22 protein-coding genes, 6 tRNA genes and 1 other RNA gene are annotated in these 21,307 nt (G+C 66.3%); 11 read left to right on the top strand and 18 right to left on the bottom strand.

Translation table 11 applies throughout. The annotated features are described in order from the left end of the window. The first annotated feature begins 60 nt into the window (after positions 1–60). From ACPEH1_RS06660 to ACPEH1_RS06635, 6 genes are all read left to right on the top strand, one after another. Positions 61–153, top strand: a tRNA-Ser gene (locus ACPEH1_RS06660). A 226-nt stretch (positions 154–379) separates the two neighbouring features. Continuing rightward, positions 380–1,603, top strand: a complete 1,224-nt coding sequence (locus ACPEH1_RS06655) for a DNA methyltransferase (RefSeq protein ID WP_017355643.1) — start codon at positions 380–382, stop codon at positions 1,601–1,603. Between the two features lie 2 nt (positions 1,604–1,605). After that, positions 1,606–2,481 (top strand): DNA methylase, encoded by an 876-nt coding sequence (locus ACPEH1_RS06650; RefSeq protein WP_229296475.1) that lies wholly within the window; start codon positions 1,606–1,608, stop codon positions 2,479–2,481. A gap of 107 nt (positions 2,482–2,588) precedes the next feature. Next, a complete protein-coding gene (locus ACPEH1_RS06645) occupies positions 2,589–3,089 on the top strand; it encodes a hypothetical protein (protein ID WP_154081138.1) in 501 nt (166 codons plus the stop codon). 89 nt (positions 3,090–3,178) lie between these two features. Next, on the top strand, positions 3,179–3,823 hold the full coding sequence (locus tag ACPEH1_RS06640; RefSeq protein WP_017355640.1) for a cation transporter: 645 nt from the start codon (positions 3,179–3,181) through the stop codon (positions 3,821–3,823). A gap of 13 nt (positions 3,824–3,836) precedes the next feature. Continuing rightward, positions 3,837–4,286, top strand: coding sequence for a GNAT family N-acetyltransferase (locus ACPEH1_RS06635; protein ID WP_017355639.1), 450 nt, complete (start codon positions 3,837–3,839; stop codon positions 4,284–4,286). Between the two features lie 4 nt (positions 4,287–4,290). Here the strand turns inward: ACPEH1_RS06635 and ACPEH1_RS06630 are convergent, their stop codons facing one another. Continuing rightward, on the bottom strand, positions 4,291–4,608 hold the full coding sequence (locus ACPEH1_RS06630; RefSeq protein WP_017355638.1) for a DMT family transporter: 318 nt from the start codon (positions 4,606–4,608) through the stop codon (positions 4,291–4,293). 275 nt (positions 4,609–4,883) lie between these two features. On the opposite strand from ACPEH1_RS06630, the gene ffs reads away from it, so the two are divergent. Further along, positions 4,884–4,980: signal recognition particle sRNA small type (ffs, locus tag ACPEH1_RS06625), an RNA gene on the top strand. A gap of 10 nt (positions 4,981–4,990) precedes the next feature. Here ffs and ACPEH1_RS06620 read toward each other — a convergent pair. From ACPEH1_RS06620 to ACPEH1_RS06610, 3 genes are read right to left on the bottom strand one after another with little or no spacing between them, the layout of a single operon-like run. Then, entirely contained in the window at positions 4,991–5,377 is a 387-nt protein-coding gene (locus ACPEH1_RS06620; RefSeq protein ID WP_017355637.1) for a DUF4440 domain-containing protein, read from the bottom strand. Positions 5,378–5,379: 2 nt separating this feature from the next. Further along, positions 5,380–6,144, bottom strand: coding sequence for an MBL fold metallo-hydrolase (locus ACPEH1_RS06615; protein ID WP_017355636.1), 765 nt, complete (start codon positions 6,142–6,144; stop codon positions 5,380–5,382). Further along, on the bottom strand, positions 6,144–6,893 hold the full coding sequence (locus ACPEH1_RS06610) for a 3-deoxy-D-manno-octulosonic acid kinase (protein ID WP_017355635.1): 750 nt from the start codon (positions 6,891–6,893) through the stop codon (positions 6,144–6,146). Before ACPEH1_RS06610 ends, ACPEH1_RS06615 begins: the two co-directional genes overlap by 1 nt. Positions 6,894–6,914: 21 nt before the next feature. On the opposite strand from ACPEH1_RS06610, the gene ACPEH1_RS06605 reads away from it, so the two are divergent. Next, the gene (locus ACPEH1_RS06605; protein ID WP_313241896.1) at positions 6,915–7,955 is read left to right on the top strand and encodes a glycosyltransferase family 9 protein; all 1,041 of its coding nucleotides are present in this window, start codon (positions 6,915–6,917) and stop codon (positions 7,953–7,955) included. A gap of 29 nt (positions 7,956–7,984) precedes the next feature. On the opposite strand, the gene ACPEH1_RS06600 is transcribed toward ACPEH1_RS06605, so the two are convergent. Both ACPEH1_RS06600 and ACPEH1_RS06595 read right to left on the bottom strand, forming a co-directional pair. Continuing rightward, on the bottom strand, positions 7,985–8,389 hold the full coding sequence (locus ACPEH1_RS06600; RefSeq protein ID WP_017355633.1) for a DUF6165 family protein: 405 nt from the start codon (positions 8,387–8,389) through the stop codon (positions 7,985–7,987). Positions 8,390–8,728: 339 nt separating this feature from the next. Beyond that, positions 8,729–8,819 (bottom strand) — tRNA-Ser (locus ACPEH1_RS06595). 167 nt (positions 8,820–8,986) lie between these two features. On the opposite strand from ACPEH1_RS06595, the gene ACPEH1_RS06590 reads away from it, so the two are divergent. Then, positions 8,987–9,691: a PP2C family protein-serine/threonine phosphatase gene (locus ACPEH1_RS06590; RefSeq protein ID WP_026070711.1), complete on the top strand. Its 705-nt coding sequence runs from the start codon at positions 8,987–8,989 to the stop codon at positions 9,689–9,691. 76 nt (positions 9,692–9,767) lie between these two features. Here ACPEH1_RS06590 and dnaQ read toward each other — a convergent pair whose 3' ends face one another. The 3 genes from dnaQ to ACPEH1_RS06575 are packed head-to-tail and all read right to left on the bottom strand — an operon-like array spanning position 9,768 to position 11,612. Beyond that, positions 9,768–10,499: a DNA polymerase III subunit epsilon gene (dnaQ, locus tag ACPEH1_RS06585; RefSeq protein ID WP_313218961.1), complete on the bottom strand. Its 732-nt coding sequence runs from the start codon at positions 10,497–10,499 to the stop codon at positions 9,768–9,770. Positions 10,500–10,503: 4 nt separating this feature from the next. After that, positions 10,504–10,956: a ribonuclease HI gene (gene rnhA / locus ACPEH1_RS06580; RefSeq protein WP_017355630.1), complete on the bottom strand. Its 453-nt coding sequence runs from the start codon at positions 10,954–10,956 to the stop codon at positions 10,504–10,506. An 11-nt stretch (positions 10,957–10,967) separates the two neighbouring features. Next, positions 10,968–11,612, bottom strand: a complete 645-nt coding sequence (locus tag ACPEH1_RS06575) for a hypothetical protein (protein ID WP_017355629.1) — start codon at positions 11,610–11,612, stop codon at positions 10,968–10,970. Between the two features lie 11 nt (positions 11,613–11,623). On the opposite strand from ACPEH1_RS06575, the gene gloB reads away from it, so the two are divergent. After that, positions 11,624–12,391 carry a hydroxyacylglutathione hydrolase gene (gloB, locus tag ACPEH1_RS06570; RefSeq protein ID WP_136005583.1) on the top strand — a complete coding sequence of 256 codons (768 nt, stop codon included), beginning with the start codon at positions 11,624–11,626 and terminating at the stop codon, positions 12,389–12,391. Continuing rightward, positions 12,388–13,602 (top strand): lytic transglycosylase domain-containing protein, encoded by a 1,215-nt coding sequence (locus ACPEH1_RS06565; RefSeq protein WP_153164566.1) that lies wholly within the window; start codon positions 12,388–12,390, stop codon positions 13,600–13,602. Before gloB ends, ACPEH1_RS06565 begins: the two co-directional genes overlap by 4 nt. Positions 13,603–13,722: 120 nt before the next feature. Here the strand turns inward: ACPEH1_RS06565 and ACPEH1_RS06560 are convergent, their stop codons facing one another. From ACPEH1_RS06560 to ACPEH1_RS06520, 9 genes are all read right to left on the bottom strand, one after another. Further along, a complete protein-coding gene (locus ACPEH1_RS06560) occupies positions 13,723–15,696 on the bottom strand; it encodes a peptidyl-prolyl cis-trans isomerase (RefSeq protein WP_136005578.1) in 1,974 nt (657 codons plus the stop codon). A 179-nt stretch (positions 15,697–15,875) separates the two neighbouring features. Continuing rightward, a tRNA-Asp gene (locus ACPEH1_RS06555) sits at positions 15,876–15,952 on the bottom strand. Positions 15,953–16,042: 90 nt separating this feature from the next. After that, positions 16,043–16,119 (bottom strand) — tRNA-Asp (locus ACPEH1_RS06550). A gap of 82 nt (positions 16,120–16,201) precedes the next feature. After that, a tRNA-Asp gene (locus ACPEH1_RS06545) sits at positions 16,202–16,278 on the bottom strand. A 29-nt stretch (positions 16,279–16,307) separates the two neighbouring features. After that, positions 16,308–16,382: transfer RNA gene (locus tag ACPEH1_RS06540), tRNA-Val, on the bottom strand. 11 nt (positions 16,383–16,393) lie between these two features. Then, the gene (locus ACPEH1_RS06535; protein ID WP_017356992.1) at positions 16,394–16,666 is read right to left on the bottom strand and encodes an HU family DNA-binding protein; all 273 of its coding nucleotides are present in this window, start codon (positions 16,664–16,666) and stop codon (positions 16,394–16,396) included. A gap of 205 nt (positions 16,667–16,871) precedes the next feature. After that, positions 16,872–19,337 (bottom strand): endopeptidase La, encoded by a 2,466-nt coding sequence (lon, locus tag ACPEH1_RS06530; protein WP_017356991.1) that lies wholly within the window; start codon positions 19,335–19,337, stop codon positions 16,872–16,874. 143 nt (positions 19,338–19,480) lie between these two features. Beyond that, a complete protein-coding gene (gene clpX, locus ACPEH1_RS06525) occupies positions 19,481–20,770 on the bottom strand; it encodes an ATP-dependent Clp protease ATP-binding subunit ClpX (protein ID WP_017356990.1) in 1,290 nt (429 codons plus the stop codon). A 126-nt stretch (positions 20,771–20,896) separates the two neighbouring features. Next, positions 20,897–21,307, bottom strand: a 411-nt coding sequence (locus tag ACPEH1_RS06520; RefSeq protein WP_423715477.1) for an ATP-dependent Clp protease proteolytic subunit, incomplete at its 5' end; no start/stop codon positions are given.

Genomic DNA, 21,307 nt, shown 5'->3' with positions numbered 1-21,307 from the left:
TGCGTTGGCGATTCCCCCGCTAGAATCTGCGCCCCTGCAGCGGGTTGTTGCCGCAGGTCCGGAGAGGTGTCCGAGTGGTTGAAGGAGCACGCCTGGAAAGTGTGTAAGCGTCTAAACCGCGCTTCGGGGGTTCGAATCCCCCTCTCTCCGCCAGACAAACGTAGAAAGGCCGCCTTCGGGCGGCCTTTCTGCTTTTCGCCCTTCGATCTCAGCCGCCGCGACAATGTCGCGCGATTCTTTGGCGGCGTCAGTCGTCCCGACGTTACCATCCCCCCATCGCATACACGTGAGGCCTCACTTGCTGTTCGCCCCCCCCCCTACCGCCAGGCCGAAGGCGAAGCCGCTGCAGACCGCCCGGTCAGGAACGTTCACGGACAACATGCGGCTGCCCGTCCACCGGTGGTTCCGCTATTCGGCAGGCTTTTCTGCTGAATGGGCGGAAAGCGTCATCGATGCCCACGGCGGCAAGCACTGCACCGTGCTTGATCCCTTCGCAGGATCCGGCACCACGCTTGTCGCCGCGGAGCACTGCGGCGCGGCCGCGTTCGGGTTTGAGAGCCATCCGTTCGTAAACCGCATTGCCGAGGCCAAGCTGTCCTGGCCCAGCGACAGCGATGCGTTCCTGGACGCCGCCGAGACGGTAAAGCAGCATCTCGACACCTGGGAGACGCTCATCACCGAGGCACAGGGTGCGCCCGATCTGCTGCAGAAGTGCTACTCCGTTGACGTGCTTGCCCAGCTCTATGCCCTGCGCAACGGATACACGACGGAGTCCGGCGCGCTCGATCCCGCTGCGGCGCGACTGGTGTGGCTGGCCATCACGGGCATCCTGCGCGCCTGCAGCGGCGTGGGTACGGCGCAATGGCAGTACATCCTGCCCAACAAGTCGAAGGCCAAGGTGCTGGAGCCACGGGTGGCATTTGATGCCAAGGTGCAACAGATGGCCGCGGACATGCGCTCGGCCCAGGAACACCGGTGGAGCGGTTCTGCCCGTGTGTTCGCCCACGATTCGCGCAATGCGCAGATCCCGATTGAACCTGGTTCCGTCGATCTCGTTCTGACGTCCCCGCCCTATGCAAACAACTATGACTATGCGGACGCTACCCGGCTGGAAATGATGTTCTGGGGGGAGATCAAGGGCTGGGGTGATCTGCAGAATGCCGTTCGTCAGCACATCGTTCGTTCGTGCTCCCAGCACGCGGCCGCCGATCGCGTCGATCTGGCGAGCATGCTTGAACATCCCAGCCTGTCAGCCATTCACAGCGAGATAAGCGAGGTCTGCAACGAACTCGCCACGGTACGCCTCGGCAAGGGCGGCAAGAAGGCGTACCACATCATGGTCGCAGCGTACTTCCACGACATGGCGGCCACGTTCACCATGCTTCGCCGCGCCTGCCGTGACGGCGCGCGGATGTGTTTTGTGGTCGGCGATTCCGCGCCGTACGGCGTCTACGTGCCTGTCGACGACTGGCTGGGACGCCTGGCGGTGGCCGCCGGCTTCACCTCGTATTCCTTCGAAAAGCTGCGTGACCGCAACACGAAGTGGAAAAACCGGAAACACACCGTGCCTTTGCACGAAGGCCATCTATGGATTGAGGGTTGACTGTGGCGAAATCTCCATCCCACCGCTTTGGACAGATCATCGGCGACCTCCTGGAGGAGATCGTCCTGCCGCAACTCCAGGCGTACTGCGATGCACGCGGGCTCTATCTGGACAAGAAGGGAAAGCGCGCGGCCCGCTCGGGCTCGAAGGTCAGTTGGCAGGATCGCTACAAGAACTTCCACGACCTCGATTTCGTCATCGAGTCGGGCGGAAGCGATGGCGTACGTGGGCGCCCGGTTGCCTTCATTGAAGCTGCCTGGCGCCGCTACACGAAGCACTCCCGCGCCAAAGCCCAGGAAATCCAAGGCGCGGTCATGCCGATCGCCGAACAACACTCCTGGGACAAGCCTTTCCTTGGCGCCATCCTCGCGGGTGTGTTTACCAGGGACTCGCTGGCGCAGATGCGCAGCTGTGGTTTCGAAACCATTCTGATGCCCTATGACTCGATTGTTGAGGCATTTGCGTCCGTCGGCATTGACGCACGATTCGATGAGGAAACGCCGGATCAGGAGTTCGCGCATGCCGTCGAGCAGATCGAATCACTCACGCCCGAGAAGAGAGCCTCGCTCAAAGCGCAACTGACCGCGAACAATGCAGCGCAGTTGGCGGGCTTCTTCGACAGCCTGAAGAAGGCCATCGACAGGGCCGTATCCAAGGTCATGGTCATTCCGCTGCACGGCGTGGAAAGGGAGTTCACCGGGGTGGATGCGGCAACGCAGTTCCTCGCGGAGCACGACCAGGCCAGAGTCGACGAAGGCGCGTTCCGCAAATACGAAATCGTCGTGCGTTACTCCAATGGTGACCGCGTTGAGGCCTCCTTTGAAGACAGGGCAGCGGCCCTTGGCTTCCTGGGTTACATCGGGGCCACTGCGCACTAACCGGGCGCGGGGATCGCCCCCAGTGGGGACAAGGTGCATTGTCCCTCCGATGTGGCAGGATCGGGCACTCGGTCAACTGCAAGGAATGCGCGATGATGACAAGGACGATGCGTTGTACCCTCGTACTGGCCTGCGCGGTGGGCATGGCCGCCTGCACGCAACCGGCCGCATCCGATGGACCGGCCGCGCCTGGCGCGCCAACGCCCGAAGCAGGTGCGCCGGACGCAGGTGCCGATCCGACACCCGGCACGGTGGTGACCCACGTTGCTCCCGGCCCTTCGCAGCAGGCCCGTGCCTGCATGATTGCAGGCGAGTTCCACCTGTTCGGAAAGACGCTCCGCTCCCGCGATTGCGTGCAGTCCAGCGGCGCCTCGAGCGACGCCGAGCTGAAGAAGATCTGCGAGGGCCTGGCGGCCACCTCCGCGCAGATGGGAGGCAAGGCAGGCCAGGTCACGTATATGGACGCCTGCCCGTCCCCATCGCAGGGCCGCTGCAGACAGCTGTTCGGCCTGGCGTTCGATGGCTACTACTACGAGCGTTCCGCCGACGACCTGGCCGGCCTGCCGGACAGCTGCACCCACGGGGGCGGCCACTGGACCACCGGCTGAACCTGCCGGCCCGGCCATCCGTCGATCGGCCGCAGCGCCCCGGATCTGGATTACAGTCGCTTCGCCTCCCTCGCCTGTGCGCTGCCCCCATGTCCGACTGCTGCGGTTGCGGAAAGATCGTCGATGTTGCCGCCCTCCAGGCCAGGCAGCGCCGCGTGCTGGGCATCGTGCTGGCCATCAACCTGGCCACGTTCGTGATGATGGCCGGCGCGGCCTGGTGGAGCCACTCGTCCTCGCTGCTCTCCGGCAGCCTGGACAATCTGGGCGACGCGCTCACTTACGCGATCAGCCTGGCGGTGGTGGGCGCTTCCGCGCGGGCCAAGGGGCGCGTGGCGCTCCTGAAGGGACTGCTGATCCTTGGCGCCGCCCTGGCCGTTGCCGTGCAGATCGGCTGGCGGCTCACCCATCCCGCCGTCCCGTTGTTCGAGGGCATGGGAATTGCCGGCGCGCTGAACCTGGCGGCCAACGGGGTCTGCCTCTGGCTGCTCACGCCCTTCCGCCACGGCGACGTCAACCTGGCCTCGGCATGGGAATGCTCGCGCAACGACATTGCCGAGGGCGTGGCCGTGCTGCTGGCAGCGCTCGCCGTGTGGGTGTTCGGTGCTGGCTGGCCGGACCTGCTGATCGCCGGCGCGCTGCTGGTGATGTTCCTGCGCTCGGCAGTGCGCGTCCTGCGCGCGGCCTGGCAGGCGCTGCGTGTACAGGCAACGTCGAACACGCCGGTGGCACGCTAGCCTTCGCCCCACGATGCGCATCTCCCGCCCCTACCGCCCCGCCGACGCGGACGCCTGCCTGCGCATCTTCGACAGCAATGTGCCCGGCTATTTCGGCGCACATGAGCGCGCCGGCTTCGCTGCGTACCTGCAGCATCCAGACCGCACGGGCGACTACCGGGTGATCGAGCGCGACGGCCGGATCGTTGCCTGTGCCGGCCTGGCGATCGATGGAACAACCGCCGCGTTCTGCTGGGGGATGGTCGAGCATGGCCTCCACCGCCAGGGGCTCGGCCACACGCTGGCGCAGGCGCGCCTGGGGCTGGCGCGTGCCGTGGGTGCGCAGCGCGTGATCCTCAGCACCAGCCAGCACACGCGCGGCTTCTACGCGGCGCTGGGCTTCACCGTGACCCGGGTCGTCACCGACGGCCACGGCCCGGGCCTGGATGCGGTGGAGATGGAACAGGTCCTGTCCGGCCGATGACGGCTCAGCCGCTCGAGACCTTCATCAGCACCAACCCGCTGACGATCAGCACCGCCGCGCCGATCCGCATCGCGCTGATCTGCTCGCCCAGGAAGACGATGCCGACCACGAACGCACCGACCGCACCGATGCCGGTCCAGATCGTATACGCGGTCCCCAGCGGCAGCGTGCGCATGGCCAGCGACAACAGCCAGAAACTGGCAGTCATGGTGACCAGGGTGATGATCGAGGGAGTGAGTTTGCTGAACCCGTCGGACTGCTTCATCGCGAACGCCCAGACGATTTCCAGCACACCGGCTGCCAACAGATAGATCCAGGCCATGCGGCCCTCCTTGATGGGGCCAGGCCGTCCTGGTCAGTCGTACCCGATGCGGGGGAGGTCGTTCCTCCTGTGCGGCGTATTTTACCCACCCGACCGCCCGATGGGCGGTCTGCCGGGCAGCGGGCTACACGGGATTCAGACTCGCCAGTCTGGCACTGCGTACCGCGCATGCGCTAGAATGCGCGACTGCACTGCCGGACCTGTTCCGTCGCGCAGCTCCAGCATCCAGCGGCCGATCCTGATCGCCCTGTCTGCGGAACGTCTCTATGGTGGCCCCGTCGGCCCCTCGCGACGCTAGGTCGAAAATCCCGCCAGGGCCGGAAGGCAGCAACGGTATCGATCGACGCGGGCGCCGAGGTCAGCCGGCGGGGCCGCCACCTTTTCAGGGGTCCGGTACCGGCGTGCCCTGGTGGAACACCATCCGCCACGCGCCTGCGCGCAACCGCCACAGCGAACTGCGCAGCACCGTGCGCTGGCGCTCGCCATTGATCACGTAGGCGCTGCGATAGCGCACCTGCGCAACGTGCGCGTCGAGCAGCAGGACGCTGACGTCCTCGGCGAGGATCTCGACCTGCGCCCGTTCGGCCGGCAGTTCCGCCAACGCGGTGGCGCGGTCGAAACAACCGCCGGAACTCCCTATTTCGGCGAAGTCGTCATCCAGCAGTGCCGACAGGCGCGCCCGGTCACCACGCACGACCGGGTCGTGCAGCGCGCGCTCCAGCGCCTCCAGATGATCGGCCAGCGCACTGGGCACCCGGCCGGCCGCCATGCTCAGGGGTCCTGCGCGACCACGTTCGCGGCAGTCGGCGTGGCCAGCACCACGCACTCGCCGGGCAGCGCGACGCGATGGCCACGCTGGCGCAGGGCCTCGCCATCGGCGTGGCTGGCGTAGTGGTACAACATCATCCGCGCCTGCAGCGCGCGGCTGTACTCGCGCTCCAGGTCATCCACACCGGTGTGCGACGGATTGCCGTGCAGGCCGCAGTCGTGGGCGATCAGTTCGTTGTCGTCGGCAAAGCGCGCGAGCATTTCCGGGATCGGCCGGGTATCTCCGCTCCAGGTCAGGGCACCCTTCAGGCGCAGGCCGTAGGCGGTTTCCGGCCAGTGGTGGCGCACCGGGAACACTTCCATGCGCACGCCGTCGTGCCAGAACGCGTCACCGACCACGATCAACTGGAACGCATCCCAGAAGTTGGCACCGCCCTCGGCCAGCACGTTGGGGTAGTCGGCGACCCGCCGATGCAACAGCGGCACTACCGGGGCCGGCACGTACAGGCGGATGCGCCCGCGGCGCTGCGGCGAGAAGAACGCATCCACGAACAGGCGCTCGAACCCGGCCACGTGGTCCAGATGCACATGGGTCACGAACAACGCCTGCGGCATGTGCCCGTAGTGGGCCTGGAAGGCGGTGAGCCCCTCGCCGCCGCAGTCGATGGTCAGCCACGGCCGTCCGGCACGCTCGATCACCGCCATCGGCGACCCCAGTTCGACGGCCGACGCATTGCCGACCCCCATGAAACGCAGCGCCCAGTCCATCAGTAACCCCGGTTCCAGGCCAGGTCGTAGGCACGGCGCAGCCGTGCATAGTCTTTTTCCACGTCGTCGTGGCTGCGTTCGCCGCGCAGCTTGATCAGCGAGCGCAGCAGCCGCTTGAGATTGCGCTCGCGCCAGCGGGTGGCGGGAATGCGCTGCACGCCGCGGTCGAAATCGATCAGCCAGCCGTGGCCGTTGGCGTCGAACAGGATGTTGTGCGCGTTGAGGTCGGCATGGTCCAGGCCGGCGCGGTGGAACCGGGCGATCAGCCGGCCGGTCTCCTCCCAGGGCGCGCCACGGCCCGCCACCAGCGCACGGTCGGCCAGCGAGCGCACGCCTTCCAGGCGTTCCATCAGGATGGCCGCGCGGTACCGCAGCCCTTCGCGCATGTAGAACGCGGCGATTGGACGCGGCACCGGCAGCTTCTGCGCGCGCAGCGCGCGCATCAGGCGGAATTCGGCGAAACTGCGGGTGTGGTTGGCGCCCCGCCAGAAATACTGGTCACGGCTGAATCTGGCCGCCACGCCGCCGCGCAGGTACTGGCGCAGCACGCTATGGCCGAACGGCGCATCGACGAACCAGGCGCCGCCGCGGCCCCCATCACCGACCGGGCGCGCACGCTCGCCCCAGTGCGCCGGCGAGAACAGGCTCATCTCGGCTTGCCGCAGCCGCTCGCGGTCGAACAGAATGGCACCCATCCCGCGTCCATCGCGGCAGGGCGTCAGCGCTTCAGTGGCGTCGAATGCGACCATTCCTTCGAGTCTAACAACACCATGCCATCAGCGTCCTCTTCCTTGTGCCTTTTGCGTTTGTCCGCACTCGGGGACGTGACCCATGTGGTCCCCCTCGTCCGCACCCTGCAGCGCGCCCGACCGGGCCAGACCCTGCACTGGATCATCGACAAGGCTGGCCACAAGCTGCTGGACGGATTGCCCGGCGTGGTGTTCCACCCCTACGACAAAAAGACCGGGCTGGCCGGGATGCGCGCGCTGCGCGCGAGCCTGCCGCCCGGCCGCTTCGACGCGCTGCTGCAGATGCAGGTGGCGTTCCGCGCCAACGTGCTGTCGGCCTTTGTACCGGCGCAGCGCCGGATCGGCTACGACCGCGCCCGCTCCAAGGATCTTCACGGGCTTTTCATCAATGAACGCATTCCCGACCGCCCCGGTATCCATGTACTGGACGCGATCGGCAGCTTCTGCGAGCCGCTGGGCCTGGTGCAGGACACGGTGAGCTGGGACCTGGCGGTACCGCCTGCGGCGTTCGAATGGGCGCAGGCGCAGTGGGAGGATGACGGCCGGCCGGTGCTGATCATCTCGCCCTGCTCCAGCCATGTGCGCCGCAACTGGTATGCCGATCGCTACGCGGCCGTGGCCAACCATGCCACTGCTCGCGGCTGGCGGGTGGTGCTGTGCGGTGGGCGCAGCACGCTGGAGCGGGACATGACCGATGCCATCCAGGCCCAGCTGCAGACCCCGGCACTCGACCTGGTCGGCAAGGACACGCTCAAGCAGCTCCCCGCGCTGCTTGCCCGCGCCAACCTGGTGATGACGCCCGACTCCGGGCCGATGCACATCGCCAACGCAATGGGCGCCAAGGTGCTGGGCCTGCATGCGGCCAGCAACCCCCATCGCAGCGGGCCCTACTCGGACCGCCGCTACTGTGTGGACCGCTACGACGATGCCGCGCGGAAGTTCCTCGGCAAGCCGGCCAGCGAACTGAAGTGGGGCGCCAAGGTGGAGTTCGACGACGTGATGCAGCTGATCACCGTCGAGGACGGCATTGCGGCATTCGAACGGTATGTTGCCGACCGGTAGGGCCGGGCGCTGCCCGGCACCGTCGCCGCTCAAGCGCCCGCGGCGTAGTCCTTGTACGACTTCTCTTCGACGTAGGCCGAGCCCAGCGCGAGATTGATGTCTTTCTTGATCCGGGCGCGCGCGTCGTTCTGCAGGTAGACCGTGCGGGCCAGCTCGATGAAGCGCTCGTCGAAGGCCTGGGCCTTGTCCTGCAGGCGGATGTCGTCTTCGGTATCCCACAGGCGCTCGTTGACGGCCTTCAGCTCGGCGCGCAGGCGCGCGACATCCTTGACCGCAGCCGGATGCGCCATCCAGGTCTGTTCCAGCGCGCTCAACTCGGCGCGGATATTGGCCAGCTTGGCCGGATCGCTGATGCGCTCGGACTTGATCTGCAGGATGGAAATCTTGTCGAGCAGCTCGCCGAAGGACACGGGAACGAGGATTTCAGCGGTCATGGTGGGGCATCCGTTACGTGAGGCGGTCAGTTTAACGGACCGCGCCGCGCGGGGCGTCCGCCGCCGGAACGGAGCGCAGCCGACCAACGGTCGGCTCTACCGGATTGCGAATAAAAAAGCCGCCCAGTGGGCGGCTTCTTCATTGATCTGGCGGAGAGGGGGGGATTGCGGGGCGCATCCGTGCGCCCCGCCCTTCCGCGCCATGCGCTCCAGGGCCAGCCTTTCGGCTGGCCGGATTCGCTCCTGGCGAATCCGTCGAACGCCAGCGGGTGTGCGATCAACCCGGCTCCCCGTCAGACCAATAAAAAAGCCGCCCAGTGGGCGGCTTCTTCATTGATCTGGCGGAGAGGGGGGGATTCGAACCCCCGAGGCGCTATAAACGCCTGCCTGATTTCGAGTCAGGTACATTCAACCGCTCTGCCACCTCTCCAGATGGTCCCGGCGAACCGGGGAGCGAATGATACGGGCAGGACGCGCCGGCGACAAGTCATTGCGTGCAATGAAGTGAATTTCTTCTGTATGGATGCCTTGCCGGATGTCCGGCGGGCCGCGATCATGCCGTTCATCCCCGCAACAATCCCCGGCCTTCGCACCGCCATGATCGAATTCGGACACCTGACCCACCCCGGCCTGCGCCGTGACCTCAACGAGGACACCTACTACGGCGATGGAGAGCTGTCCCTGTGGCTGGTGGCTGACGGCATGGGCGGCCACGCCTGCGGCGAAGTCGCCAGCGCCCTCGCCCGAGAGACCATCGTGCGCGAGATACGCCGGGGCGCCACCCTCGCCCAGGCCATCCGCGTGGCCGATGAGGAGATCATCCGCACCTCGCGCCGCCGCAACGACAGCCTGCCGATGGGCACCACCGTGGTTGCCGCGCGCGTGCAGGGCAATCGCTATGAAGTGGCGTGGGTCGGCGACAGCCGCGCCTACCTGTGGCGCGATGGCACGCTGGCGCAGTTGAGCCAGGATCACAGCGTCGTCCAGGAAATGGTCAGCCAGGGCAATCTGACCGCCGAGCAGGCGCGCGCGCACCCGCACCGCAACGTGGTGACCCAGGCGCTCGGCGTGACCGACCCGGCGCACCTGAACGTGGCCACCACCACCGGCGAGCTGCGCCCGGGCATGCAGCTGCTGCTGTGCAGCGACGGCCTGACCGAGGAAGTGGAAGACCAGGGGATCGCCCGCACCCTCGCCTTCGACGACGCCAGCGCGCAGGAATGCGTGGATACCCTGGTGGCCGCTGCGCTGGATGGCGGCGGCTCGGACAACATCACCGTCATCCTGGTGCGCTGCCACTGACGCCCCCGCCCCGGGCAGCGCCGACCGCGGGTCGGCCGCCCGGGGGCTGCAGACGCTCCCGCGCGCCCGGCGCGATTCAGGCGCTGGCGGCTTCCGCCACCTCCGGCTCGCCGTCCCAGATGGCACGACCGGCCTTCTTGCGCAGTTTGGCCAGACGCGCCTCATGGGCCTCCAGCTCCGAGGCGGTGGCGACCACGCGCGGGCGCGGCAGCAGGCGCGAGGTGTCGAAGGCCTGGGCGTGCGCCGTGCCCGGCCGGCCCTCATCGACCGACCCGAAGCCGATCTCCTCCTGGCCCGACGTCAGCGCGATATACACATCGCCCAGGATCTGGGCATCGAGCAGGCCGCCGTGCAGCTGGCGGTGCGCGTTGTCCACGCCCAGCCGCTTGCACAGCGCATCCAGCGAGTTGCGCTGGCCCGGGAATCGCTCGCGGGCCATTTTCAGCGTATCGATGACCGAACAGCGGTCGGTGATCCGACCGTACTGGTCACCCAGCAGCGACAGCTCGTTGTCCAGGAAGCCCAGATCGAACGCCGCGTTGTGGATGATCAGCTCGGCGCCGTCGATGAAGGCCAGGAAGTCCTCGGCCACCTCGGCGAACGTGGGTTTGTCGGCGAGAAACTCCAGGGTCAGGCCGGTGACTTCCTGCGCGCCGGGTTCGAACTCGCAGTCGGGCTTGAGGTAACGGTGGAAGTGGTTGCCGCTGGGTCGGCGCTCGAGGTATTCCACGCAGCCGATTTCGACGACGCGGTTGCCCTTCTTCCACTCCAGGCCGGTGGTTTCGGTATCCAGGATGATCTGACGCATGGGCTCAGTGTACCGGTCCAGTGGCGCGGATCCGCATGGCCGCGTCGCGGGCGAGCTGGTCCACGCGCTCGTTGTCCGGGTCGCCGGAATGCCCCTTCACCCAGCGCCAGTCGATGGTGTGGCGCAGGGTGGCCGCGTGCAGGCGCTCCCACAGTTCGCGGTTCTTGACCGGATCACCGCCGGCGGTCTTCCAGTTCTTGCGGATCCAGCCCGGCATCCACTGGGTCAGGCCCTGGCGCACGTACTGGGAGTCGGTGAACAGCACGATGTTGCAAGGCTCGGTCAGCGCCTCGAGTCCGGAAATGGCCGCCATCAGCTCCATCCGGTTGTTGGTGGTGTGCGCTTCACCGCCGCTCAGCTCGCGCTCGTGCGCGTTGTAGCGCAGCAGCGCCGCCCAGCCGCCGGGGCCGGGATTGCCAAGGCAGGAACCGTCGGTGTGTATTTCAATTGTTTTCATTGCAGTCCAGATCAGGTCGCCACGGTGCCGTGCCAACGGCGTACCGGCAGTGGCGTTGGCCCCGGCAGGGCCAGGGTGCGTTTTTCAGCAGTGAACAGACAGGCCGCGCGCAGTGGCGCCAGGCTGCTGCGGTCGGGCGCGCGGTCGCGCCACATCGGGCCGAGGTAGCGCAGTTCCTCGCAGGTGAGCCCCGCCTGGGCCAGGGTATGGCGCAGGCGCTGCGGCGAGCGCACCACCAGGCCGTGCCGGCGCCATTGGCTGCGCCACGGGCTGAACGGATTGAGGGTGGACAGCCACAGGCGGCCGCCGGGCATCAGCACGCGCGCGCACTCGTCGATCAGGTGCTCGGCGTCGCGCGCGGTCACATGCTGCAGGACGATGGCGTTGACGCTTTCGCCGGGCAGCGGCAGCGGCAGGCCGCAGCGGGCGTCGCCGGCGTAGCCCCCTGCGTCGCGGTACAGGCGCAGGCCGCGTCCAGGCAGTGTGGCCTGCTCCAGCCATGCAGGGGTCGGGGCGATCCACAGCCACGGGGTCACCGGGTGCACGGACAGCAGCGGATGCAGGCGCTCGAACTCCAGGCGGCGCAACGCCTGCGCCGGTTCAGTATCAAACCAGGATGCGACTGTCGCTTGACGGGGGCGCGGCGCGGCGGGCATGGTCCAATTCTATGCGACTGACCGCCCTGCCCGCCTTCGCGGACAATTACATCTGGACGCTGGTCGCCGACGACGGCCGTGCGTTGATCATCGACCCCGGCCAGGCCGCGCCCGTGCTGGCCGCCGCAGCGCAGCAGAACTGGCGTCCGGAGGCCATCCTGCTCACCCATCACCACGACGACCACATCGGCGGCGTGGCCGAACTGCAGGCCCGTTTCCCGGGGGTGGAGGTGTATGCGCCGGTGGAACCGCGCATCGACCTGCCTGCCCATCGGGTCGCCGAAGGTGAATGCATTCAGGCACTGGGGCTGGGCTTGCACGTAGTATCCGTGCCCGGGCACACCCGGAGCCACATCGCGTTTCACACCGCTGAACACCTTTTCAGTGGCGATGCGCTGTTCAGCCTGGGCTGTGGGCGCATGTTCGAAGGTACGCCGTCCCAGCTTCTGGCATCCCTGCACAAGCTGGCGTCCCTGCCGTCGCAACTGCTGGTCTGTTGCGCCCACGAGTACACCGTGTCAAATGCCGTCTTCGCGCGGCATGTCGACCCCACCAACGCTGCGTTGTCGCAGCGCCATGAGGAGGCTTTGGCCATGCGCCGCGATGACCGCCCCACGCTGCCGGTAACCCTGGCAAGCGAGCTCCAGTGCAATCCGTTCCTGCGTACCCATACTGCCGTGATCCAGCAGGCCGTCAGCGCCCATCTGGGTCGTCCCGTCACCGATGACGTCGACGTGGTCGCCGGTCTGCGGCGCTGGAAAGACGGATTCAGTACGTGAGTCGGCGATTGTTGCCGCTCGCGCTTGGCCTGGCGATCGCCGTGGCCGGCAGCGCGGGCGCCCAGTCGTTGACCGCCGGCATGTCGCAGAACGTCGCAGGGCTGTCCTCGCTGCCACTGGACCCGTCCGCCCTGCCGCCGCCGTCGGTGCGCAATGGCCAGGAGATCTTCGCCAGCTTCCGTGAGGGCCTGGCCGAGCCGACCTGCAATACCGAGGCCACCAGCCCGCGCTGGCAGAAGCAGTTCGCCCACGCCCCGTCCCGCCTGGCCAACCAGGACGATGACGCCCTGGTGCTGTTCGGCTATGTGGTCGAAGAGCTGCGCAAGGCCGACCTGCCGACCGAATTCGCGCTGATCCCGTTCGTGGAGAGTGGCTACCGCCCCAACGCCCGCAACGGCAGTGGGCCGACGGGCCTGTGGCAGTTCATCGCCACCACCGCCAGGAACCACCGCGTGCAGATGACGCCGGGCTACGACGGCCGCCTGTCGGCGGTGGACTCGACCCAGGCGGCGGTGCGGTACCTCAAGACGCTGCACGGCATGTTCGGCGGCGACTGGCGCCTGGCCACAATGGCCTACAACGCCGGCGAGTACCGGGTGCTGCAGTCGCTGCGCAAGGCCGGCATGAACGCGCAGAATGCGCGGCCGGCCGAGCTGCCGGGTCTGTCGCCGATCACCTATGCCTACGTCGAGAAGCTGCATGCCCTGGCCTGCGTGCTTGAAGACGCCGAGACCGAGCCGGCAGTGATGGCCTCGCTGGACCGGACCGTGCCGGTGCTCAAAGGTCACACCCTGCCAGCGGGTACCAGCGTGCAGCAGTGGGCCGCCCAGCGCTCGCTGGACCCGGCACGCATCGCACGCCTCAACCCGGCCCTGGCAAGCGGCAAGGGCCGCCCGTCCGGGCAGGTGACCGTGCTGGCCCCGACCACGCACGCACCCGTGGACGCCAGTGCCAGTGTCGCCGCCGTGGCCAGTGCCCCGGCCTCCCCGGTAGAGGCGACCAGCCCCCGCAACGCACCCGCTCCGGCCACCAGCCGCACGGTGGCCAGCGCCGATCGCCCGCGCAGCCGCCGCCACACCGTGCGCGACGGCGAGTCGGCGTGGACCATCGCGCGCCGCTACGGCATGCCGCTCAAGGCGCTGCTGTCACTCAATGGCTTGTCCGGCAGCAGCGTACTCAAACCTGGCGCGGTGCTTCGCGTCGAAGACTGAGCCACCCGCCCGGTCGATACCTGTCAGAAGCCCGGCCATGCCGGGCTTTTTTTTGTCAGGCGCACAACGCAGAAAGCCCGGCGATGCCGGGCTTTCTGCTGTCCCTGGAACAGGGGTCGGTTACAGGTTCGCTTCTTCGGTCTGCACCTTGTAGTGCTTGCGCATGGCCTGGATGTAGGCCTTGGCCGCGGCCATGCCGTCGATCTGGCTCAGCTGCTGCTTGAGCTGCTGCTGCTGCTCCGGCGTGACCTCAGCCACGTTGCCCGGGGTGACCTTGTTCACCGCGAACACCAGGTAACGCCCCTGCACCTCGACCTTGCCGTAGGTCGGCTTGCCTTCCGCCGGCTGCGCCGCAGAGAACACCGCGCGGTTGATTTCCGGGGTCGGTACCGGCTGCGTGCGCGGCAGGCCCGGCAGCGGGCTGATCTGCAGCTGCTCGCTGGCCTGCAGCGCCTGCAGGGTCTGTCCGGCCTTGAGCTTGGCCAACAGAGCATCCACGGCCTTTTCCGACGCCTGGCGGGTACGGTCGGCATGGATCGCCGCGATCACCTGCTCACGCGCCTTGTCCAGCGGCAATGCCTGCTCGGGGGTGTGCTCGGTGACGCGGATCATCACGCTGTGGTTCGGTTCCAGCTCGATCGGGTCGCTGACCGTGCCGTCCTGCGTCAGCACGTCGGAGAATGCAGCGCGCAGCACGGCCGGGTTGGTGGCGATGCCGCTGGCGGTGGCGCGGTTGAACGGGCCCAGGGTCTGCACCGGCAGACCGATCTCCTTGGCCGCGCCTTCCAGCGAGGTCGGGTTCTTGTAGACCAGATCCACCAGGCGGCCGCTCAGCTCAGTGAACGCACGGTCGTTGTCGGCCTTGAGCTGTTCGGCGGCCAACTGGTCGCGCACCTCCTCAAATGCACGGCCCTCGCCGCCCTTGAGTTCGCGCAGCTTCAGCACGTGGTAACCGAAGTCGGTCTTGACCGGCCCGGTCACGTCACCGACCTTCATCGCGAACAGCGCGTCTTCGAACGGCTTGACCATCGCACCACGCTCGACCCAGCCCAGATCACCGCCGGTGCCCTTGGAGCCCGGATCTTCGGAGTTGGCATTGGCCAGCGCGGCGAAATCGGCACCCGGCGCCTTGGCCTCGGCGGCAATGCGCGTTGCCTTCTCTTCGGCGGCCTTGAGCTTGGCCGGGTCGCTGCCGTCGGCGGCGATCAGGATGTGCGAGGCCAGACGCTGTTCGGGCGTGGCGAAACGCGCCTTTTCATCGTCATAGCGTTTGCGCAGCGTGGCCTCATCGGCGGGCGCCGCGGCCGGCAGGTTCGCGCCATTGATCTCCACATACTCCAGCGCCACCGTCTCCGGCTGGCGGAAGTCCTTCAGATGCGCGTCGTACCACTGCTTGATCTGCGCGTCGGTGACCTCGGCGGTATCGGCCGGCGTTTCCGGCAGCGCGGCGATCTCCACGTCACGCGTTTCGCCCAGCAGCTTCATCAGACGCTCGGCTTCGGCCTGGGTGGTGAAGCCGGACAGCTGCAGCGCCGAGGGCACCACGGACTGCTGGATGCTCTCGCGCACCAGCGCCTCGAACTGCGTCGGGGTACGCGGCGGGTTGCTGCTGGCCAGTGCGATGCGGTATTGGTCGTTGTTGAACTTGCCGTCCGGTCCGATGAACCCGGGGATCGACACGATGTAGTCGCGCACGGCCTTGTCACCGATCACGATGCCGGACTGTTCGCCGGCCAGGCGCACGACCTGCTCGTCGATCATCTGGTCGAGCACGGCCAGCTTGTTCTCGGTGCTTTCGAACTCACGCGGGTCGAAATTCTCGCCCTGCTCCTGACGCGCCTGCTGGCGGGCCTGTTCAAAACGCACGCGGAAGTCCTGCGAGCTGATCTCGTGGTGCTGCCACAGGAACGACATCGGCCACCATGACGGTGCCGACTTCCACCAAGTTGGCGGCGCCGCCACCTTGGCCACGTTCTGCGCACCGACGCCACCGAGGTAGCTGTTGTCGATCACGAACAGGAACGGAATCATCAGCAGCCCCAGGATCACGGTGACGATCCAGCCTGAGGTCTTGTCGCGAAGTTTCTGCAGCATGGGAAGAATCAAGGCCTGATTGGCGAGCCCGGCAGTGTAACCCGCTTCGGGCGCGGCTCCAAAAGCGGCGCGGCGGCCTGCAGTCGCGGGCTTTCCACGCGCGGGCGGGAACGACACGTGCGGGGGCGGCGGACGCGCAAAAGAAAGGCCCCTGGTTTGCACCAGGGGCCCTCAAGAATTGGCGGAGCGGACGGGACTCGAACCCGCGACCTCCGGCGTGACAGGCCAGCATTCTAACCAGCTGAACTACCGCTCCGCGCTTGAAACTTTGCAGGCGTTCATTATATCCGAAGATATTCTGAAAAACCTACCCCGATTTACTGCTTTTCGAGGATTTATTTACAACTGGCGGAGCGGACGGGACTCGAACCCGCGACCTCCGGCGTGACAGGCCAGCATTCTAACCAGCTGAACTACCGCTCCGCGCTTTGACTCTTCTGTTTTCCGCAGCGACTCGCACCGTTGCAGAAAACAAGGCCCCCGATTGCTCAGGGGCCCGGTGTAGTGGCGGAGCGGACGGGACTCGAACCCGCGACCTCCGGCGTGACAGGCCAGCATTCTAACCAGCTGAACTACCGCTCCACTTTCAAACCAGTGTTACTGGCAGTGCTTGGTGGGTGCTGAGGGTTTCGAACCCCCGACCCTCTCCGTGTAAAGGAGACGCTCTACCGCTGAGCTAAGCACCCCAGCAAGCCGCTTAGTTTACGGCATCCTTCAGGGCTTTGCCAGCCTTGAACGACGGATTCTTCGAAGCAGCGATCTTGATGGTGTCGCCGGTCTTCGGGTTGCGGCCGGTACGGGCAGCGCGCGCACGGACCTGGAACGTGCCGAAGCCAACCAGCGTCACCGCTTCACCGCCCTTCAGGGCCTTGGTGACGGAAGCGATGACGGCATCGACGGCGCGGCTGGACTCGGCCTTGGTCAGGTCGGCGGCTTCAGCAACGGCGTCGATCAATTCGGTCTTGTTCATTCTCTACAGCTCCTTTGGCGGGGATTCCGCGTATTCGACAGTAAAGCATCCGACCGACAGTGCAGTCGGATACCGTGAAGTTCTCAGTTCGCCGAATTCAGTTTTTTGCTGACTCGCGAGTGGTGCTTTTATACCAGTCGCCCCCTACCCACGCAAGCTGAAAAGCCAATAACGACGCGGGTTTCGGCGATTTCCAGATGGCGCGTCAGTGCTTGACGCGCGTCGTGGAAGCTGTCTTGCTCTTGCCGCGCACTGTGACGCGCTGCCCATCTTTACCGGGCTTCTTCGGCGTCAGCGGTGTCTCCAGCGCCAGGTCGAGCACTTCTTCGATCCACTTCACCGGCACGATCTTCAGATCACGGGTGACGTTGGCCGGGATGTCCGCCAGATCCTTGCGGTTCTCCTCGGGAATGATCACCGTGGTGATGCCACCGCGCAGCGCCGCCAACAGCTTCTCCTTGAGGCCACCGATGGCGGTCACACGGCCGCGCAGGGTGATCTCACCGGTCATGGCGACTTCGGCGCGGATCGGCACCTTGGTCAGCATCGACACCAGCGAGGTCACCATCGCGATGCCGGCGCTGGGACCGTCCTTGGGCGTGGCACCGTCCGGCACGTGGACGTGCACGTCATGCTTCTGCAGGAACTCGGCGTCGATGCCCAGGCGCTCGGCACGCGAGCGCACCACCGACAGGGCGGCCGACGCCGATTCCTTCATCACGTTGCCGAGCTGGCCGGTCAGGATCAGCGCGCCCTTGCCCGGGACGAGGGTGGATTCGATCTGCAGCAGGTCGCCGCCCACCTCGGTCCAGGCCAGACCGGTCACCAGGCCGATCTCGTTCTGTTCCTCGGCACGGCCGAAGTCGAAGCGGCGCACGCCCAGGTACTTGTCCAGGTTCTTGCCAGTGACCGACACCAGGGCCTTCTTCTTCGCCCCGGCCTTCTTGCCGGCCTTGGCCGGCTTGGCCGCCGCGACCGGACCGGCCAGTGCGATCTCCTTGACCACCTTGCGGCAGATCTTGGCGACTTCGCGCTCCAGGTTGCGCACGCCCGATTCGCGGGTGTAGTAACGCACCACGTCCTGGATGGCGTCGGCCCCGATGTCCAGTTCCTCCGGCTTCAGGCCGTTGGCCTTGAGCTGCTTGGGCACGAGGTAGCGCATGGCGATGTTGAGCTTCTCATCCTCGGTGTAGCCGGGGATGCGGATGACTTCCATGCGGTCCAGCAGCGGGCCGGGGATGTTGAGCGAATTGGAGGTCGCCACGAACATCACTTCGGACAGGTCCAGGTCCACTTCCAGGTAGTGGTCGTTGAACGCGTTGTTCTGCTCGGGATCGAGCACTTCCAGCAGCGCCGACGACGGATCGCCACGGAAGTCCATCGACATCTTGTCGATCTCGTCCAGCACGAACAGCGGGTTCTTGCTGCCGACCTTGTTGAGGTTCTGCACGATGCGGCCCGGCATCGAGCCGACATAGGTGCGACGGTGGCCGCGGATCTCGGCCTCGTCGCGCACGCCGCCCAGGCTCATGCGCACGAACTTGCGGTTGGTCGCCTTGGCGATGGACTGACCCAGCGAGGTCTTGCCCACGCCCGGCGGCCCGACCAGGCACAGGATCGGCCCCTTCATCTGCTTCACCCGCGACTGCACGGCGAGGTACTCGAGGATGCGGTCCTTGACCTTGTCCAGGCCGAAGTGATCGGCATCGAGCGTGTCCTGCGCGGCCTTGAGGTCCTTGCGCACCTTGGTGCGCTTCTTCCACGGCACGCCCAGCAGCCAGTCCAGGTAGTTGCGCACGACCGCCGCTTCGGCCGACATCGGCGACATCTGCTTGAGCTTGTTGAGCTCGGCCTTGGCCTTGGTCTCCACCGGCTTGGGCATGCCCGCCTCGGCGATCTTGCGGGCCAGCTCTTCCAGTTCGCCCGGCGCGTCGTCCAGATCACCCAGTTCCTTCTGGATGGCCTTCATCTGTTCGTTGAGGTAGTACTCGCGCTGGCTCTTTTCCATCTGCGACTTCACGCGGCCGCGGATGCGTTTTTCCATCTGCTGCACGTCGATTTCGCCGTCGACCAGGCCGACCAGCATTTCCAGGCGGTCGCCAATCTGCAGGGTCTCCAGCAGGCGCTGCTTGTCGGCCAGGCGCACGCTGATGTGCGCGGCGATGGTATCGGCCAGACGCGCCGGTTCGTCGATGCCGGCCAGGGTCTGCAGCAGTTCCGGCGGCAGCTTGCGGTTGGTCTTGACGTACTGCTCGAACAGCGACATCAGCGAACGGGCGATCGCTTCGATCTCACGCGGCTCGCGCGATTCGTCCGATTCGATTTCCACGCCCACGCCATGCAGCGAGCCGTCGCGCTCGGTGACCTGGGTGACGTTGACGCGCGACAGGCCTTCCACCAGCACCTTGATGGTGCCGTCGGGCAGTTTCAGCAGCTGCAGCACCTGGGCCAGCGTGCCGACCTGATAGAGGTCGGCCGCAGCCGGGTCGTCGGTCTCGGCCGACTTCTGCGCGAGCAGCAGGATGCGCTTGTCCGCCTCCATCGCCTGCTCCAGCGCATGCATGGACTTGTCGCGGCCGACGAACAGCGGAATGACCATGTGCGGGAACACCACCACGTCACGCAGCGGCAATACCGGCAGGTCGAGAGTCTCAGTAGGGGAACGGGCCATGTGGGCTCCAGTGGAACAGTGGGAATGGCCTCCGGGCGGCCTCGCCCGGATACAAAAAAAGCCGATGGCCTCGTTATGGGGCCATCGGCTTCTAGATGCAAGCTGTTCTGAAAAAATTCTTTCAATTCAATTACTTGAACTGATTATTCAGCACCAGCCGCCTTCTGTTCAGGCGCCGGCGGCGTCTGGTAGATCAGGTACGGTTCGGACTTGTGTTCGATCACCGATTCGTCCACCACCACCTTGCTGACGTTCTCTGCCGACGGCAGGTCGTACATGGTGTCCAGCAGAACCGATTCGACGATCGTCCGCAGGCCGCGGGCACCGGTCTTGCGCTTGAGCGCCTTGCGGGCAATGGCAGCCAGGGCGTCCGGACGGAACTCAAGCTCGACGTGTTCCATCTCGAACAGCTTCTTGAACTGCTTGGTGATGGCGTTCTTCGGCTCGGTCAGGATCCGCACCAGGGCCGCTTCGTCCAGCTCTTCCAGGGTGGCCACGACCGGCAGGCGGCCGACGAACTCGGGAATCAGGCCAAACTTGATCAGGTCCTCCGGCTCGACTTCGGCCAGCACCTTGCCCACTTCCTGCTTGCGCTCGGCGCTCTTGACCTTGGCCCCGAAGCCGATGCCGCCCGAATCGTTGGACCGCTGCTGGATCACCTTGTCCAGCCCGGCAAACGCGCCGCCGCAGATGAACAGGATGTTCTTGGTGTCCACCTGCAGGAATTCCTGCTGCGGGTGCTTGCGGCCGCCCTGCGGCGGAACGCTGGCCACGGTGCCTTCGATCAGCTTCAGCAGGGCCTGCTGGACGCCTTCGCCGGACACATCGCGGGTAATCGACGGGTTCTCGCTCTTGCGCGAGATCTTGTCGATTTCATCGATATAGACGATGCCCTGCTGTGCCTTCTCGACGTCGTAGTCGCACTTCTGCAGCAGCTTCTGGATGATGTTCTCCACGTCCTCGCCCACGTAACCGGCTTCGGTCAGCGTGGTGGCGTCGGCCATGGTGAACGGCACGTTGAGCAGGCGGGCCAGGGTTTCGGCCAGCAGCGTCTTGCCCGAACCGGTCGGACCGACCAGCAGGATGTTCGACTTCGCCAGCTCGACGTCGTCGTTCTTCTGGCGGCTCTCGATGCGCTTGTAGTGGTTGTACACGGCCACGGCCAGCGTGCGCTTGGCGCGGTTCTGGCCGATCACGTACTGGTCCAGGACCTCGAGGATCTCGCGCGGCTTGGGCAGCGAACTGCGTGCCGACTGCGCCTTCTCCTCCAGCTCCTCACGGATGATGTCGTTGCACAGCTCCACGCATTCATCGCAGATGAATACGCTCGGACCCGCAATCAGCTTGCGCACCTCATGCTGGCTCTTACCGCAGAAGGAGCAGTAGAGGATCTTGCCGCTGTCCGTGGAACGACCTTGGCGGTCTTCGCTCATGCTTCGCTTACCCAGTTACCCCACCCGCTGAACGGGGGTTCGATTCGAGAATAACACAGGGCCCGGAGGACGCCAGTCCTGCCCGACCCTGCGGAAACAAGCCGGAATGCCGGCCTGGTGGCGTCATCACGCCGGCTGGATCGACTCTTCCGGACGACGTTCCAGCACCTGATCGACCAGCCCGTAGGCCATCGCCTCGGACGCGCTCTTGAAGTTGTCGCGTTCGGTATCGCGCGCGATGGTCTCCAGCGACTGACCGGTGTGCCGTGCCAGGATTTCATTCAGGCGCGAACGCAGCGTCAGGATCTCGCGCGCATGGATGTCGATATCCGTGGCCTGGCCCTGGTAGCCGCCCAGCGGCTGGTGGATCATCACGCGCGAATTGGGCAGCGCATAGCGCTTGCCGGCTTCGCCCGCGGCCAGCAGGAGGGCGCCCATCGAGGCCGCCTGGCCGATGCAGGTGGTGCTCACATTCGGCTTGATGTACTGCATGGTGTCGTAGATCGCCATGCCGGCGGTGACCACGCCACCGGGCGA

Source organism: Stenotrophomonas sp. NPDC077421 (genome assembly GCF_049545505.1).
Classification (GTDB): domain Bacteria; phylum Pseudomonadota; class Gammaproteobacteria; order Xanthomonadales; family Xanthomonadaceae; genus Stenotrophomonas; species Stenotrophomonas nematodicola.
Note: the sequence above shows the minus strand (reverse complement) of the source record. Positions and strands in the feature narration are given on the sequence as shown.